The 14,197-nt window shown below is 39.9% G+C and carries 15 protein-coding genes; 5 read left to right on the forward strand and 10 right to left on the reverse strand.

What is annotated here, in order from left to right; genetic code table 11:
- Positions 1–10: 10 nt before the first annotated feature.
- Complete coding sequence (locus JWR87_RS07385; protein WP_297817665.1) at positions 11–1,030, forward strand: PorP/SprF family type IX secretion system membrane protein; 1,020 nt, start codon at positions 11–13, stop codon at positions 1,028–1,030.
- 101 nt (positions 1,031–1,131) lie between these two features.
- On the opposite strand, the gene JWR87_RS07390 is transcribed toward JWR87_RS07385, so the two are convergent.
- Entirely contained in the window at positions 1,132–1,623 is a 492-nt protein-coding gene (locus tag JWR87_RS07390) for a hypothetical protein (RefSeq protein WP_297817668.1), read from the reverse strand.
- A gap of 357 nt (positions 1,624–1,980) precedes the next feature.
- Here JWR87_RS07390 and JWR87_RS07395 point away from each other — a divergent pair, with 357 nt between their 5' ends.
- The 4 genes from JWR87_RS07395 (at position 1,981) to JWR87_RS07410 (ending at position 6,260) form a co-directional block, all read left to right on the forward strand.
- Positions 1,981–2,619 (forward strand): hypothetical protein, encoded by a 639-nt coding sequence (locus tag JWR87_RS07395; protein ID WP_297817671.1) that lies wholly within the window; start codon positions 1,981–1,983, stop codon positions 2,617–2,619.
- 2 nt (positions 2,620–2,621) lie between these two features.
- Positions 2,622–3,983: an alkaline phosphatase family protein gene (locus JWR87_RS07400; RefSeq protein ID WP_297817674.1), complete on the forward strand. Its 1,362-nt coding sequence runs from the start codon at positions 2,622–2,624 to the stop codon at positions 3,981–3,983.
- A gap of 483 nt (positions 3,984–4,466) precedes the next feature.
- A complete protein-coding gene (locus tag JWR87_RS07405; RefSeq protein WP_297817676.1) occupies positions 4,467–5,366 on the forward strand; it encodes a hypothetical protein in 900 nt (299 codons plus the stop codon).
- A 54-nt stretch (positions 5,367–5,420) separates the two neighbouring features.
- Positions 5,421–6,260, forward strand: a complete 840-nt coding sequence (locus JWR87_RS07410; protein ID WP_297817679.1) for a hypothetical protein — start codon at positions 5,421–5,423, stop codon at positions 6,258–6,260.
- Positions 6,261–6,335: 75 nt separating this feature from the next.
- On the opposite strand, the gene atpA is transcribed toward JWR87_RS07410, so the two are convergent.
- The 9 genes from atpA to JWR87_RS07455 form a co-directional block, all read right to left on the reverse strand.
- A complete protein-coding gene (gene atpA / locus JWR87_RS07415) occupies positions 6,336–7,913 on the reverse strand; it encodes a F0F1 ATP synthase subunit alpha (RefSeq protein ID WP_297817706.1) in 1,578 nt (525 codons plus the stop codon).
- 206 nt (positions 7,914–8,119) lie between these two features.
- The gene (gene atpH / locus JWR87_RS07420) at positions 8,120–8,719 is read right to left on the reverse strand and encodes an ATP synthase F1 subunit delta (RefSeq protein WP_297817682.1); all 600 of its coding nucleotides are present in this window, start codon (positions 8,717–8,719) and stop codon (positions 8,120–8,122) included.
- Between the two features lie 36 nt (positions 8,720–8,755).
- Positions 8,756–9,250 carry a F0F1 ATP synthase subunit B gene (gene atpF / locus JWR87_RS07425; RefSeq protein WP_297817685.1) on the reverse strand — a complete coding sequence of 165 codons (495 nt, stop codon included), beginning with the start codon at positions 9,248–9,250 and terminating at the stop codon, positions 8,756–8,758.
- Between the two features lie 205 nt (positions 9,251–9,455).
- Positions 9,456–9,725, reverse strand: coding sequence for an ATP synthase F0 subunit C (gene atpE / locus JWR87_RS07430; RefSeq protein WP_297817688.1), 270 nt, complete (start codon positions 9,723–9,725; stop codon positions 9,456–9,458).
- 30 nt (positions 9,726–9,755) lie between these two features.
- Positions 9,756–10,904 carry a F0F1 ATP synthase subunit A gene (gene atpB / locus JWR87_RS07435; RefSeq protein WP_297817691.1) on the reverse strand — a complete coding sequence of 383 codons (1,149 nt, stop codon included), beginning with the start codon at positions 10,902–10,904 and terminating at the stop codon, positions 9,756–9,758.
- Positions 10,905–11,345: 441 nt separating this feature from the next.
- Positions 11,346–11,492, reverse strand: coding sequence for a hypothetical protein (locus tag JWR87_RS07440; RefSeq protein ID WP_297817694.1), 147 nt, complete (start codon positions 11,490–11,492; stop codon positions 11,346–11,348).
- 61 nt (positions 11,493–11,553) lie between these two features.
- A complete protein-coding gene (locus tag JWR87_RS07445; protein WP_297817697.1) occupies positions 11,554–12,006 on the reverse strand; it encodes a GNAT family N-acetyltransferase in 453 nt (150 codons plus the stop codon).
- The gene (locus JWR87_RS07450; RefSeq protein ID WP_297817700.1) at positions 12,006–12,884 is read right to left on the reverse strand and encodes an alpha/beta hydrolase; all 879 of its coding nucleotides are present in this window, start codon (positions 12,882–12,884) and stop codon (positions 12,006–12,008) included. The genes JWR87_RS07445 and JWR87_RS07450 overlap by 1 nt, the downstream gene beginning before the upstream one ends.
- A gap of 152 nt (positions 12,885–13,036) precedes the next feature.
- Positions 13,037–14,197: M28 family metallopeptidase (locus JWR87_RS07455; RefSeq protein WP_297817703.1), on the reverse strand; the 1,161-nt coding region annotated here is incomplete at its 5' end.

Here is a 14,197-nt window from a genome sequence, read left to right on the forward strand (position 1 = left end):
AACGAAGAGAATGAATAAGAAATTTTATTATTGGACTGTTATAATTTTATTACTGGGCTTGCAGTATAATGCCTCTGCCCAGGACTTGCATTTTTCACAATATTTTCATTCGCCGCTGCTTGTTAATCCTGCAAATACAGGGTTTATACCTGATGGAGAATATAGGGTTGGAATAAATTACCGAACGCAATGGGCTAATATTGGAAACCCATACAAGACCTTTAGTGCTTTTGCCGATGGGCAGGTTTTTGGAGACCGTTTTGAAAATGGATGGATAGGTATTGGCGGCGCTTTGTTGAGAGATGTTGCAGGGTCAGGAAATCTTACAAGCACACGCGCCTTTGGCTCTGTGGCTTATCACCAGGCTGTTGGGTTGGGAAGTCTGGTTAGTGCAGGATTTAATATTGGATGGACAAACAAGAGAATAGATTTTTCGAAGCTGACTTTCGATAACCAGTGGAACGGTAAATTTTTTGACATTGGTGCGCCCAGTGGCGAGCCTTTTGCTGCAAACCAGGTCAATTATTTCTCTTTACAGGCAGGCCTTAATTACGCTTACTACCCTAATGAAAATACCTACCTCAATGTTGGTTTTAGTGCATCTAATATTAACAGGCCAAGCGAATCTTTTTTTAGTCCGGGTTTGGTTGATACCCGAATCCCTACAAGGCTGACAACTTTTGTTAACGGAAGTTTTAGAGCGGGAGATGCATGGATAGTTAATCCGAATGTATATGTTAGCAAGATGAGTACTGCATGGGAAGTAGTAGGTGGTGTTAACGGCCAAAGAAAGTTGAGCGAAGATGGCAGTACGCAATTAATCATGGGAGCTTACTATCGGGTAAGTGATGCTATCATACCTGTGGTTGGGTTTCAGCAAAGCGGTTATAGAATGACATTTAGTTACGATGCAACCGCGTCTGCCCTAAAGAATTATAACCAGACACGCGGAGCTTACGAAGTGTCTATTATAAAACAAGGATTGATTGATAAATCAAGGGATCTTAAATGTCCGGCGGTTAGATTTTAGATAACAAGGTGGAGAAATAAGATGTTGGTTTCGACAGTAATAAAAAAAGTAGAGTACAAACTCTACTTTTTTTATTACTGTCGAAACCCCAAAACGAATTTTTAAGAAACGATTTGAAGGTATTTTTGATTGAGGTTAGAAACGTCCACAGAGGCATCTTCGTTTACGAGATATATTTTAAAGTAAAGATCATTTATAGTAAAGTAGTCGTTTAGGTTTTTGATAATAGCCTGGTATCGGCCAACATTGGGAACAGCCATTGCTACCTCGTTATTTTCGAAGCTGCTGAAATTGACAAACGAATTGAATAACGCTTCTGTAAACCAACTTTTCGCCTGAACTGCTTTAGGAGCAACAGCATGTAAATGGTTTGGATGATAGTAGGGAAACCCTTTCACCTCAATAATTTCTTTTTGAAAAAACTTAGAAGCGATGATTATTCTTTCTGGTTTTTCTCCCTCTTTTTGCCTGTTTTCTTTCTGTACTTTATAACCGTTTTCTTTGAGGTAGCGTACTACGCTTGCGTATATAAACTCTTCAGAATACCAGTCATTATTTGTTGCTGCTGAAGTGAAAATTTGGTTCGTTTCCATGATATTGTCTAAAATTATTGCACCGAGTAAAATGGCAGATGCATGTCTTATAAGACAAAAACACAGGCATTTCCGTTGCATGAAATAAATACTTCTTATACACTTTTTGACTGAATGTGTTTATATGTTTTCTGCACTCCAGTATTAATCAACAGGGAGAAATTGTAACGCAGTTTTTAACGATTACGTTTTTTTCAGGCAAGAGTAAAAGCGCAATAGCGGGTTGCAGATGAACGAAATGCGACGCAACGAAAGCATCATCATGGCTCCTATTGTCTGTACCAAAATATCTTTCTATCTTGATCATAAGGGCCTTTTTCCTTGTTTTCAATATTCACCTTAAAAATTTTGACAAGTATGTATTTAGAAGAAAAGCGTTGCATACCAATCTCTTCCTTTTTCTTCCTTTTTGCATCGGTTGTTTTTGGTTCATGTTCTTGCAAACCCGTTATCAACTCGTTTAAAGTAACCACCCATGACACCACGCAAGTAAGAAGAATGACAGCGGACGATACTTTAAAAGTTACCTGGGATGTAAAAGGAAAGCCTACTTTATTATTAAATGAAACCGAGTTGCCAGATTCGGGAGGTAAGATGCTGGAAATGACTTTGGTTGTTGAAAAAAATGGAAAGGAAGTTAACCAGGTGGTACAGGTAGAAATGCTTCCTAAAAACACAATAACTGCCATTGCATTTAATACAGAACTGCGCGGAGATACTCTGGTTGCGGAAGATGACAAAAACCCGGGAGTGTGGGGAGACCGTTTCGAAGTGCTTTCTGTTTCAAATGCATCAGGCAGACCTTTGTCTGTAACCCATGCAAACCGTACCGCTTCACTGGATAGAGATAGTACACCTTCACCAGCATTTGCCGGAACGCCGATAGAAGGAAGATGGATATTTAAATCGCTGCTAACGGGGGCCGAGAAAGCTGACCATTCTTTATTACCCGAAAGGCTTACAATAAATACAACCATTACCTATAAAAGAAGATAATAATGGCAAACATGCTGGAACGAGTAAAGACGGTGGTATTACTAATGTTTGAGAACCGATCGTTTGATCACATGCTCGGGCATCTCAGTTACGAGAAGATAAGTAGCCAGGTAGATGGATTGAAATCGCCTTTAGGCAATTTCAATAATATTTATAAGGGCGATACTTACAATGCTTATGCAATGAAAGGCGATACGACGTTGCCTTCTGATTTGCCTCATGAGTTTACTGATGTTGCTGTTCAAATGGCAAAATCGGGAGTAACCGGAAAATTTACAATGTCTGGCTTTGTGAAGTCTTATGCTGATACAACAAAACTACCTCCTAATCCCCAGTGCCAGCCGATGGGTTTTTTTAAATCAACACAGGCGCCGATTTCAAGTTTTTTAGCAAGCCGGTTTTGCACTTGTGATCGTTGGTTTACTCCTGTTCCTAGCAGTACACAACCCAACAGAACAATTGCTTTTTTCGGCGATACAAAAAATCATTTCACCCGTTCGGGTCTTATTGATGCAGACAATAGCCTTTTCGATTGGATGACCAAGGCGGGTGTAAGATGGCGGGTTTATCATGACGGGCTATCGTTCTTTGCTTTATACCCTAAGCTCTGGCATTTCGTTTTCGGAGATAATTTCAGAAAGTATGAATACCTCGCCCGCGATATTCTGCAGGAGCCTGAAGAAACTGCACCGCAGGTAATCATTATAGAACCATCTTACCAGGATGCGCCTCATATAGGATCAGACAGACCAAACGACAACCATGCGCCGTTGGCGATTGGATGGGGCGAAGAATTCTTAAGAAATACGTATCGTGCGCTGATAGCAAACGCTAAGAAGTGGGAGGGCACTGTAATGATTACTTATTACGATGAGCATGGAGGTTTTTACGATCATGTTCCTCCGCCAAATGTTACATATCAAACAAAGGCAAATCCCCCTTTTTTGTTTGCCAGTCTCGGACCAAGAGTGCCAGCAATCATTGCGTCTCCGTTAGTTAAACCCGGATCAGTTTGTCACTCTCAATTTGACCACACTTCAGTTCTTAATTTTTTGTCTGAGAAATTTGCTCCAGGGATACCTGTTTCGCAAACGGTTGTTAAGCGGGCGAAGCAGGGAATAGCCAGCATTTCAGATGCACTAACGAACAACGTTCCCTGGCTGCCTCCGGAACCTCCAACAACTCCAATTATGGTACAAACAGTTCTTGGCCGCAGTATTCAAACAGCTCCACAAAGTGAAGTAGGTAAGTCTTTTGAAATTTCCGCCAACGAATTAATTCGTAAAAATCGTGCTGACACTATGAGAGTATATCCCGAACTTTTTCTCTGGAAAGAAGCTGTATCAAAAGCAAGGAACGGTTAAACACGAAGAAGGATAATATTCTTTATTACATCATTAATTTTTGATGGGAATTGGGCTTAGGCGCGATTCTGATGTCCCTATTACTTCTGAATTTTGATAAAATTTAGCATATGCACACTGAATAATATGTCCGGTTTCCATTTATATCACTTTTGCTTTCGTTGATATTAAAACCGGTGCTAAATCGTAAAAATAGAGGGAGAGAATGAAAAGCAACAAGGAGCAATCATTCAAAATATTCTAAAATAATCTTTTGTTATTCGCCTTTTGTAAGAGCAATTCTCCCTTCCACTCTAAACGCTGCCTTTTTTAAGGTTTTATTCTTATTACAAACAATTTCATATAATCGTAATAATTGCTTCCACTTTTTTAAGAATCAACTACTTATATAATTGCCTCTTTTTTTTTGCCCCGGAAATAATTGTTAGGCATAATTTCTGTTTTGTCGCTGCTGAATTCAAATAACAACTAAAAACTTAGAGTATGAAAAACTTGCAACAAGGATTATTAGCAGTTTCTGCGCTATTGCTTAGCAGCGGAGTATTTGCACAGGTAGGATTAGGCGTAACAGGTAAAGCACAAGGATCGGTTAATACTAATGTAGTTAACCAGGCAGCAACTAAAGCAGCAGCAGCTTCGCAGCAAGCAGCAGCGAAATCCGCATCGGCAGCACAAAATGCAACATTACGTGCATCGGCAGCCACACAAAATTCGGTTAACGCAGCTACTTCAACTTCTGCTAATGCAGCTACAAAAGCTGCCACAGGGGTAAATGGAGCTGTTAACAGTAACGCTACCATACACGCAAATCAGTCGGCACAACAAAGGGCAACCGCGCCCAACGGTGCAGGCTCAACGAATATTAAAGTTCAGGCAGACGCTACTGCCCCTGCCGGAGTCTTACAATCTGCCACAGGTGTAACAACACAAGCGGCCGGACAAGTTCAGAGTGCCGGTCAACAAACTGGTTCATCAGTAAGAGAGCAAGGAAGAGTAAATGGGTCAGCTAATGCGAATCAGAATGCACAAACCAATGCCAATGGAAACAGTGTTTTAAGTGGTTCAGGTAATGGTAATATTCAAGCTGAAACAAACGGGCACGAGCGAGTGCAAGCAACTGGTGGCCAGGTAAAAGACAGAACAACAACAACTGTTGACGAGACAAAAGCAGACGGAAACCAGGTTAGAGAACGAGCAAAGGCTCATGGGTCAGTAAATGGAAGCGTAAACGCCAGTGCTAACGGAAAGGCAAATGCTGATGATAATAACGTTTCAAATTCTGGATCGGCTTCTAATCATACCAAAGTAAAAGCAGATAACAATAAGGTAAGGGCAAAAACTACAACAAAGGCGAGTAATCAAACTTCTGTAACTCCACAATAAATTCTGATTTCAATTGTCAGAGACAGAAACTATAATTTTTAGAAAGGATATATTATGAAAGTCAGGAACGTAGTTTTAGCTTTAATGGTTAGCGTACCTTTTTTGGGGATCGCCCAAAATGATACAAGTGCACCGAAAAAAAATGTTTTTACGGCTGGAATTAATTACCAATCGTCGTTGCACTATTTCGGTCGTACCGATAGTTTAAGAAGTAGTGGTGTATTTCCAACAATCGGCTTTCAGCTTAAGGAGGGGTTTTACGTTAACTCAAATTTTATTTTTGTAAATAACAAGGCTTCTTCTTTAGGCTATAATGGAACTATTTTAGAAGGGGGGCTTAGATTTCCGGAAACAAAGAATTTCTCCGGAAATATTTTCTATACCCAATTTTTGTATAAAGACAAAAGTCAGTTGGTGCAATCTTCCATCAAATCACAGACAGGCATCAACCTTGTCTACAATAATAAAATTGCAAATGTGACTGTAGGTGGTGACGCAAAGTTTAGTGACAAAACAGATTTTGGAGCTACTGCAGGATTGGATCATTTATTCCTTTATTTAATTCCAAATTCTAAAAATGCTATAGCAGTTAACCCATCTGTTTATGTCAATACAGGCACTCAAAATTTTACTAATACGTACTATAAAAAGCAGAATGTGCTGGGTTTACCAATAGGAAGCCAGCAACAGGTAACGGAGACTTCAACGAAGTTCAATATTCTATCGTATGAGTTTTCAGCTCCGATTGTTTTTGTAGCAGGAAAGTTTAATGCATCCATCACCCCTTCATATGTACTACCACAAAATCTTGTTAGAGTAGCAAACAGACCAGACCTTTCAGAAAACGGGAGAAATATGTTTTATGTCTCGGCGGGTTTGGGCGTAAGGCTTTAACAATTTTATTAGCAAATAAAAGAGGCGCCTCAAAATTAATTGAGGCGCCTCTTTTTTATATCCTTTGAAATTTACCTATTTGTAAGTCGGTATTATACTTTTTGCCAGGTCAGTCATTTTATTGATTCCTTCCTGCGGCAAGTTTCCCTTTTTAAATTCAACCAATAATTCCGGCATCTTGTTCTCTAACTCTGTTAGAAAATGTTCTTCGAATTGCTTGATTTTTTTTACAGGCACGTCTCTTAATAAACCTTGAGTACCTAAGTAAATAATAGCTACCTGCTTTTCAACCGGAACGGGTGCATATTGCAACTGCTTTAAGATTTCCACATTACGTGCGCCTTTGTCAAGTACCGCCTTGGTAGCGGGGTCAAGGTCACCACCAAATTTAGAGAAAGCTTCCATCTCACGATAAAGGGCCTGGTCAAGTTTCAATGTACCAGATACTTTTTTCATCGATTTAATCTGCGCATTACCCCCCACACGGCTAACAGAGATACCTACGTTGATTGCAGGACGAATACCGGCATTAAACAGGTTACCTTCAAGGAAGATCTGCCCGTCGGTAATAGAGATCACGTTTGTTGGAATGTAGGCAGACACATCACCCGCTTGCGTTTCAATAATTGGTAAAGCAGTCAGCGAACCCCCACCTTTTACCAAATGACGAATACTTTGTGGAAGATCATTCATCTTAGCAGCAATTTCATCCTTTGAAATCACTTTTGCAGCTCTTTCCAACAAACGGCTATGAAGATAAAATACATCACCGGGATATGCTTCACGTCCGGGAGGTCTTCTTAACAACAAAGACACTTCACGGTATGCCACGGCCTGCTTCGACAAATCATCAAAAATAATCAGAGCTGCACGACCAGTATCTCTAAAAAACTCGCCCAATGCAGCACCGGCAAACGGAGCATAGAACTGTTGAGGAGCCGGGTCACTTGCAGAGGCAGCTACAATAGTCGTGTAAACCATTGCTCCATGCTCTTCCAAAGTTTTCATTACTCCCGCAATCGTACTTGCCTTTTGGCCGATTGCAACATAAATACAATAAACAGGTTTACCCGCTTCGTAAAACTCTTTCTGATTAATGATGGTATCAATACAAATAGCTGATTTACCAGTCTGGCGGTCTCCGATAACCAGCTCACGCTGACCACGACCAATAGGGATCATGGCATCAATTGCTTTAATACCAGTTTGTAACGGTTCTTTTACCGGCTCCCTGAAGATTACCCCTGGCGCTTTACGCTCCAAAGGCATTTCGTATAAAGTGCCTGTTATCGGACCTTTACCATCTATCGGTTCACCAAGCATATTTATTACACGTCCGGCCATACCGTCGCCTACTTTGATAGATGCAATCTGACCTGTACGACGCACAGTTGAACCTTCTTTTACTTCATCCTGGTCACCCATCAATACCACACCCACATTATCTTCTTCCAGGTTTAGTGCAATGGCTTTTACGCCACTTTCAAACTCAACCAGTTCTCCACTTCTAACCTTATTTAATCCGTATATCCGGGCAATGCCGTCACCTACCTGCAACACGGTGCCCACTTCTTCTAGATCAACAGAAGTATTAAAGCTGCTCAACTGCTGCCTTAATATTGCTGATATTTCATCTGGCTTAATTTCAACCATATTACTATCGTTTTGCCCCTCACTCATAAAGAGATCGGGAATTTAGAAAATTATTTTGTTCTTAACTTTTTGTTGTTTGTTCATCATCCTTGCGTCGCACTCTTGTACTGTAAACCAGTATTGTCGAAGAGCTGCATTGTTTAATGGTTCTAATACAACCTGCTGTAGAAAGCAACAACTAAACAGTAACACAATTAAACCATTCACTACCTAATCTGCTGCACATACATATTCTTATCAAACTGCTTTTTAATGTCTCTCAACTCGCGTTGTATACTTGCATCAACAAGGTTATTATTAAATTCAAGAATAAACCCTCCAATCAAATCTTCGTTCACTACTGATTCCAGTTCTATTCTTTCGATAGGAGTCTGTGTTTTAATTTTACTTATAATCTCGCTTTTTACCTCGTCGCTTAAGGGAGCCGCCGTGGTTAACCTTATCTTATTTATACCCTTAATAACGTTGTATTGATCTATAAAGGCATCAACAATTTCGGGCAGGTAAAATTCCCTGTTTTTATTTATAAGTAGCTGATTAAAAGCAGCCGTTAACACACTTATTTTTCCGGTTGTTACTGCAGTTAAAGCATGGCTCTTTTTATCAATTGGAATAACAGGACTCTTAAGCAATGCGACAAAAGGTCTGCTTGCTTTACAAACCGCCTTAAGATACTGCATATCGTTGTATACAGCTTCCAACTCATTTCTTTCAGTTGAAAGGTCAATAAGACTTTTTGCGTACCGGCCAGCTAAACGTGGATTAAGCATATTGTTGTAAGCTTTAGCTATTGCTGTCAGCTGCAAGCTTTTCGCTTGCAGCTGACAGCAATAGCTATTTTTTTAATTAAGTTTTACGGCTTCTGCCTGTTGTCTGATAAACCCTTCCTGCTCTGTTCTGTTTGCTAATTCACGGCGCAACACTTTTTCACTCACCTCTATCACAAGTTTGCCCACCTGGTTCTTAACATCAATAAGAGCAGCATTTTTTTGTTGTTGAATAGCTACCTGAGCTTCGGCTAATATGCGGTCATACTCTACTCTTGCCTTTTCTTTTGCTTCACTAATCATCTTAGTGCCTGTTTCCTTTGCTTCCTTAATCATGATAGCTCTTTCCTCACGGGCTTGAGCCAGTAACACTTCATTTTCACTTTTCATTAAGGCCATTTCTGCTTTCATATCGGCAGCAGAAGAGATAGCTGATGCAATGCTCGTTTCTCTTTCTTTCAGAGAGGTTAAAATAGGTTTCCATGCAAACTTTCTTAAAACAAACAAAACGATCAAAAAGGCAATGAAAGTCCAAAAAATTAACCCTATTCCCGGTGACAACAGTTCCATATAGTGACCCTCCAGCTCCCTAAAGGGAGAGTTTTTTTAAAAACCTTTAAATAATTTTTTTCTATTAATCCCCATCTGTGGATTTGCTGGTTAAATACTGCATCCTCCGCCCTGTGCTTTAGATGCAGTAAATACTTTTGTGCACTGAATTAATATCCGCTCATCTTCTTCCTCCGCTCCTTGCGGGGCGAGGCCGGGTGAGGGTTTACTTCAAAACAGCAAGGATACCTGCGATAACTGCGAAAAGGGCAACACCCTCAACGAATGCAGCAGTCAGGATCATGTTAGCACGGATATCGTTTGCAGCTTCTGGTTGACGCGCAATAGACTCCACTGCACCACGACCAATCTGACCTATACCGATACCTGCACCAATTGCTGCCAAACCTGCACCAATGGCACCACCCAGGTGAGACATCGAAAAATTAGCTGCAGCATCATTAGTTACCTGCAAAAAAATGGTCATTAAAGACATACTGTGTGTTTTTTGTTATGAATAAAAAATTTATAAAGCGTATTCTTTTTCTTGGTGATCATGGGTTGGATGAGGATCATGTGGATGCTCGTTATGATCTGCATGTCCCGTTTCAAAAGCCTGTCCAATAAATACTGCCGTTAAGTTAGTAAATATAAAAGCTTGGATAAATGCAACAAGAAGCTCAATGAAATAAATGAAAACAGTAAAGGCAATTGATAGTGGCGAAAAGCCAAGCCCGGCAACAGTATTCATTGCGCCAAATATAAATATGAGTGCAATGAAACAAATGATTACGATATGACCCGCTACCATATTAGCAAAAAGACGTATCATTAAGGCAATAGGCTTAATAAAAATCCCTGCAAATTCTACCGGTATTAAAATAACTTTTACAAAAAGGGGAACTCCGGGAGGCCAGAATATGTGACCCCAGAAATGCTTGTTAGTACTAAAGAGAATAACAAGCATTGATATAAAGGCAAGAACCAAAGTAAAGGCTATATTACCAGTGACATTAGCAGAGCCGGGTATTAATCCAACCAGATTGTTAATCAATATAAAGAAGAAAACACTAAGCAGGTAAGGCATATACTTTTCGTATTTGCTTCCCAAATTTGGTTTACCTACTTCGTCTCTAACAAAAGTAATGACAGGCTCTACAGCATTTTGAAAACCAGAAGGTGCTTTGGTTGTACCATTAATTCTGTACTTTTTAGCAACATTCGTCATAACCAATATCAAAAGAAGAACTGCTAGAAACATCTGCACCACATTTCGCGTCAGCGACAAATCTAACACACTAGCCGATTCGTCTATATTTCCACTCTCATCTACGGGTAGAATTTTATCGTTTACCATTTTATAGCCATTGTACTGCGCTTGGCCATGTTCAAACCGGGAAGACATAAAGGCATCAAAACCTCTTTGGGGAGAATATAAAATTATAGGCAATGGAATAGAAACAGGATGTCCCCCTATTTCCGCCAAATGAAACTCGTGGTTGTCGAGCACGTGTTCCATAATTATCTTAGCTGCATCCATCTTTTCCTCATGATGTACAGTAGTACCTTTTTCTGTAATCTCAGCTCCATGTTGGCTAAAAGCCGTATTAGAGAATAATGATATAGAAAGACTGAAAACCGCCACCAGAAAAGAGTTCACGCATTTTGCTGACATACCCATCCTAAATTTTGCGCAAAGATAGGGGTAAGAGAAAGAAAAACGGAAAATGAAAGAGGGAAAAATGCGGGATATTACAACTTGTTTTGATCTTTAAGAAGCTTTTTTATTTTCTCCAAATAAATATCATCAACCTGGTCTTTACGCCGGTTTGCTGCTTTTTTGTTTGAAATTAATTGGTTGATTTGAAGAAAACGGACGGAAACATTATTTAGTTTCTTCTATTTTCGACAGTGTCCTTTAACCATAAATCCCAGGTCATTCGGTTGATCGGTTGTGTTCATAAGAACGTATAGCTAATCCACCTACCATTATATATCTTACATATTCTGTTTAAGCTTTTCCCAAAACCTTAATAATGCTTCGTCAAGAACATCCATATCTATTGAGTAGGAGGGGTAAGGAAGATAGCTTTATTTAGTGTTGCATTTCTGCGGATCATTTTTGTAAATAGCTGAAATTTCTAATGTCGATACGAAGAGCATCGTGTAATAATTTATCTTCCTCGGACTTATAAACGAAACCGGTATATGAAACAGGTGGCTCGTTAACCTGATTTGTACTATCGTTGTCATTATTTTTCATACGATCACTTTAGCCTTTATACCGTCACTACTGAAATTGATAATTTAAACGGAGAGAGTAGTTATAACCGCAGCATCTCTATATGCGGAATGTCATCTTCAAGGTACATGTCGCTTATTTGCTTAAAACCAAAAGCCTGGTAAAATTCTTTTAGGTATAACTGAGCTCCTATTTGAATGGATTGTTTTCCGAAAAGTCGGTCACATTCTTCAATAGCTTTTGTCATCAGAGATTTTCCAAAACCGGCCTTTCGATGATCAGGTGAAGTAATGACTCGTCCAATAGAGATGTGTGAATAAGAAACACCTGCAGGAACAAGCCGTGCATAAGCAGCAATTTTGTTATTTGTAGTCAGGCCACTTAAATGATAACAGACTTGATCCTTATCATCGGCGTCTTGAAAAACACAGTTTTGTTCAACCACAAATACTTCATTGCGAAGTCTTATAATAGCGTACAACTCATGTGGGGTTAATTCAACAAAAGGCTTACATACCCATGTTAGCTCGAGCATTAATTGACGTTTTCCTTTATAAATTGAATAGTCTTTGCATATGTATCCAACAGATTTTTGCCATACCAACCATGTCCTTCTGCTGCATAAGCGGTCATTTCAACTTTTACATTATTTGCAAGCAATTTAGCCTTCAGGGCATTTGACTGAGAAATGGGAACGATCATATCATTGGTACCGTGAAAGATACACGTGGGAACTGTTTGTGCATTTACAAAGTTAACAGGGCTTGCCTGCTGGTAAAGACTCGCATCGGACGCAGCACTTTTACCTAACAAGCTGGTTAGGATATACCGAACTTGTTGAGGAACGGGATGATTGTTATAGAGATCTTTCAAATCTGTCGGTCCAAACAAATCAACCACGGCTTTGATTTTCCCTTCGCTATTATTTTTATATGCGTGTAGCAAGGCAAGATGCGCTCCCGCACTGGCTCCTACCAAACAAATTTTATTTGCATTTATTTTGTACTCTTCCGCTTTACTCTCAATAAAGTTCAATACGCTTTTTATGTCAGTTATTTGGTCCGAAAGTCCATCTGCACTGTTATTAACCAAACGATAGTTCGTATTAAATATAGCATAACCCTGAAGCTTTGGATGGATGGCTGCAATAGCTTCATTAAACTCACTTTTGTCACCACCAATCCAGCTTCCGCCGTGTATAAAGAGTAGCACTTTTGTATTGGATGTATCTCTGTTTGCCGGTAAATAAACATCTAACTTTTGCGCTGTATCACTTCCGTAAGAAACATTTTTCATATCTAGTTCCATCACCGCTGTATCTTTTGTTTCGCCCGTTTTATTTCCTTTGTTGCAAGAGGTAACTGCCGAAGAAAAAAACAGCCCAATGAGCACAGTTATAGCAGCGAAATTCATTTTTTATTTTTTTTGCCTGGGAGCGGCAAAAGTACTGCCAAAACCAGGGCTTTTTCCTGCGACAAAGAACTATAGATGTTAAAGTATGATAAACAAAAAAGAGGGGAATGCAGATAATTGAAACTGCATTCCCCTCTTTAAAAATTCCTCTTTTACCTGCCGACAGCAGGTACAACGGGCAGACTTTCGTTGCCGTTTTCTGATACAGACTGCACAGCAAAAAAGTAATTATCTTTTGAGTACGGCAGCTTTATATTAGTATCAGCAGTAAAGATCTTTTTTTGCCACGTAGGCCACGTCGTTTCACGGATTAGCACATAATAGCCTTTAACCTTTCCTGAAACCGGTGCTTTCCAGTTGAGGCTGGTATAGTTGGTTAAGTTTTTTACATCGACTTTTACTTCCTGTGGCATTGAGGGACCTTTTGCTAAATTGGCAAGATTACAAAGGTTCATCGCGGTGTTTTTTCGCAGGTATTCAAAATCCATAAACTCTGGCAGATCGCCATATTGAATGCCATTTTCCTTTCTTACATTCTGATGCTGGTGATAGTAGTTCTCATTCATTTCAGTGATGCGAACTGCAGCATAGCCATTCTCTACATAAGGAGTATGATCGCCGCCGCGCAAAAAGCGATCGTTACGATAGATCATCACAACGTTAAGGTTGTCTACATACCGTTCACCCACTTCTTTTACATAACGGGCCAGTTGCCGGGCCTTGCCATCATTTTCGAGGCCTAACTGCCTGATCATCTTGCCATTTTTATCGAGTTCAAATGCGGGCAAGCCTTCGCTAAAAATCCTAATTCTTGTGTTGTCAATAATATTGGTTTCGCTGCTATTGTTGCTGCCCATAATATCGTTGTTCAAAACAGCTTCAATGTTCAGGTTTTCTTTTTTAGCCTTATTTGCCATAAAAGCTGCCCCCAATAAACCTTGTTCCTCACCGGCAACTGTTATGAATATTATTGTTGCAGGAAATGAATGCCGGCTCATAATCCGTGCACATTCCATTACCGCTGCAGTTCCGCTTCCATCATCGTTTGCGCCGGGTGCGTCACCGATGCGATCCATCACGCTTGTACGCATGTTATCCATGTGACCACTGATTAAGAAAATACGGCTGTCGTTAGGGTCAGTGCCTTTTAAAGTGGCCACTACATTACCTAAATTAATAGCAGTATCTACTCTTCTTCCATCAGGTGCGTAAGTAGTGGTGTCAATAATAGCGGAAAGCCTTCCATTAGATTGTTTAGCAAACTGGTTAAACCTGCTTAAGATCCAATTTCTGGCAGCGCCGATACCACGTTT

The sequence above is a fragment of the Segetibacter sp. genome, assembly GCF_025963695.1.
GTDB lineage: Bacteria > Bacteroidota > Bacteroidia > Chitinophagales > Chitinophagaceae > Segetibacter.

What these genes read in the sequence shown, in the direction of transcription:
- JWR87_RS07385 (WP_297817665.1), top strand. Translation starts at nt 11, where the DNA reads ATGAATAAGAAATTTTATTATTGGACTGTTATAATTTTATTACTGGGC.
- JWR87_RS07390 (WP_297817668.1), bottom strand. Translation starts at nt 1,623, where the DNA reads ATGGAAACGAACCAAATTTTCACTTCAGCAGCAACAAATAATGACTGG.
- JWR87_RS07395 (WP_297817671.1), top strand. Translation starts at nt 1,981, where the DNA reads ATGTATTTAGAAGAAAAGCGTTGCATACCAATCTCTTCCTTTTTCTTC.
- JWR87_RS07400 (WP_297817674.1), top strand. Translation starts at nt 2,622, where the DNA reads ATGGCAAACATGCTGGAACGAGTAAAGACGGTGGTATTACTAATGTTT.
- JWR87_RS07405 (WP_297817676.1), top strand. Translation starts at nt 4,467, where the DNA reads ATGAAAAACTTGCAACAAGGATTATTAGCAGTTTCTGCGCTATTGCTT.
- JWR87_RS07410 (WP_297817679.1), top strand. Translation starts at nt 5,421, where the DNA reads ATGAAAGTCAGGAACGTAGTTTTAGCTTTAATGGTTAGCGTACCTTTT.
- atpA (WP_297817706.1), bottom strand. Translation starts at nt 7,913, where the DNA reads ATGGTTGAAATTAAGCCAGATGAAATATCAGCAATATTAAGGCAGCAG.
- atpF (WP_297817685.1), bottom strand. Translation starts at nt 9,250, where the DNA reads ATGGAACTGTTGTCACCGGGAATAGGGTTAATTTTTTGGACTTTCATT.
- atpE (WP_297817688.1), bottom strand. Translation starts at nt 9,725, where the DNA reads ATGTCTTTAATGACCATTTTTTTGCAGGTAACTAATGATGCTGCAGCT.
- atpB (WP_297817691.1), bottom strand. Translation starts at nt 10,904, where the DNA reads ATGTCAGCAAAATGCGTGAACTCTTTTCTGGTGGCGGTTTTCAGTCTT.
- JWR87_RS07440 (WP_297817694.1), bottom strand. Translation starts at nt 11,492, where the DNA reads ATGAAAAATAATGACAACGATAGTACAAATCAGGTTAACGAGCCACCT.
- JWR87_RS07445 (WP_297817697.1), bottom strand. Translation starts at nt 12,006, where the DNA reads ATGCTCGAGCTAACATGGGTATGTAAGCCTTTTGTTGAATTAACCCCA.
- JWR87_RS07450 (WP_297817700.1), bottom strand. Translation starts at nt 12,884, where the DNA reads ATGAATTTCGCTGCTATAACTGTGCTCATTGGGCTGTTTTTTTCTTCG.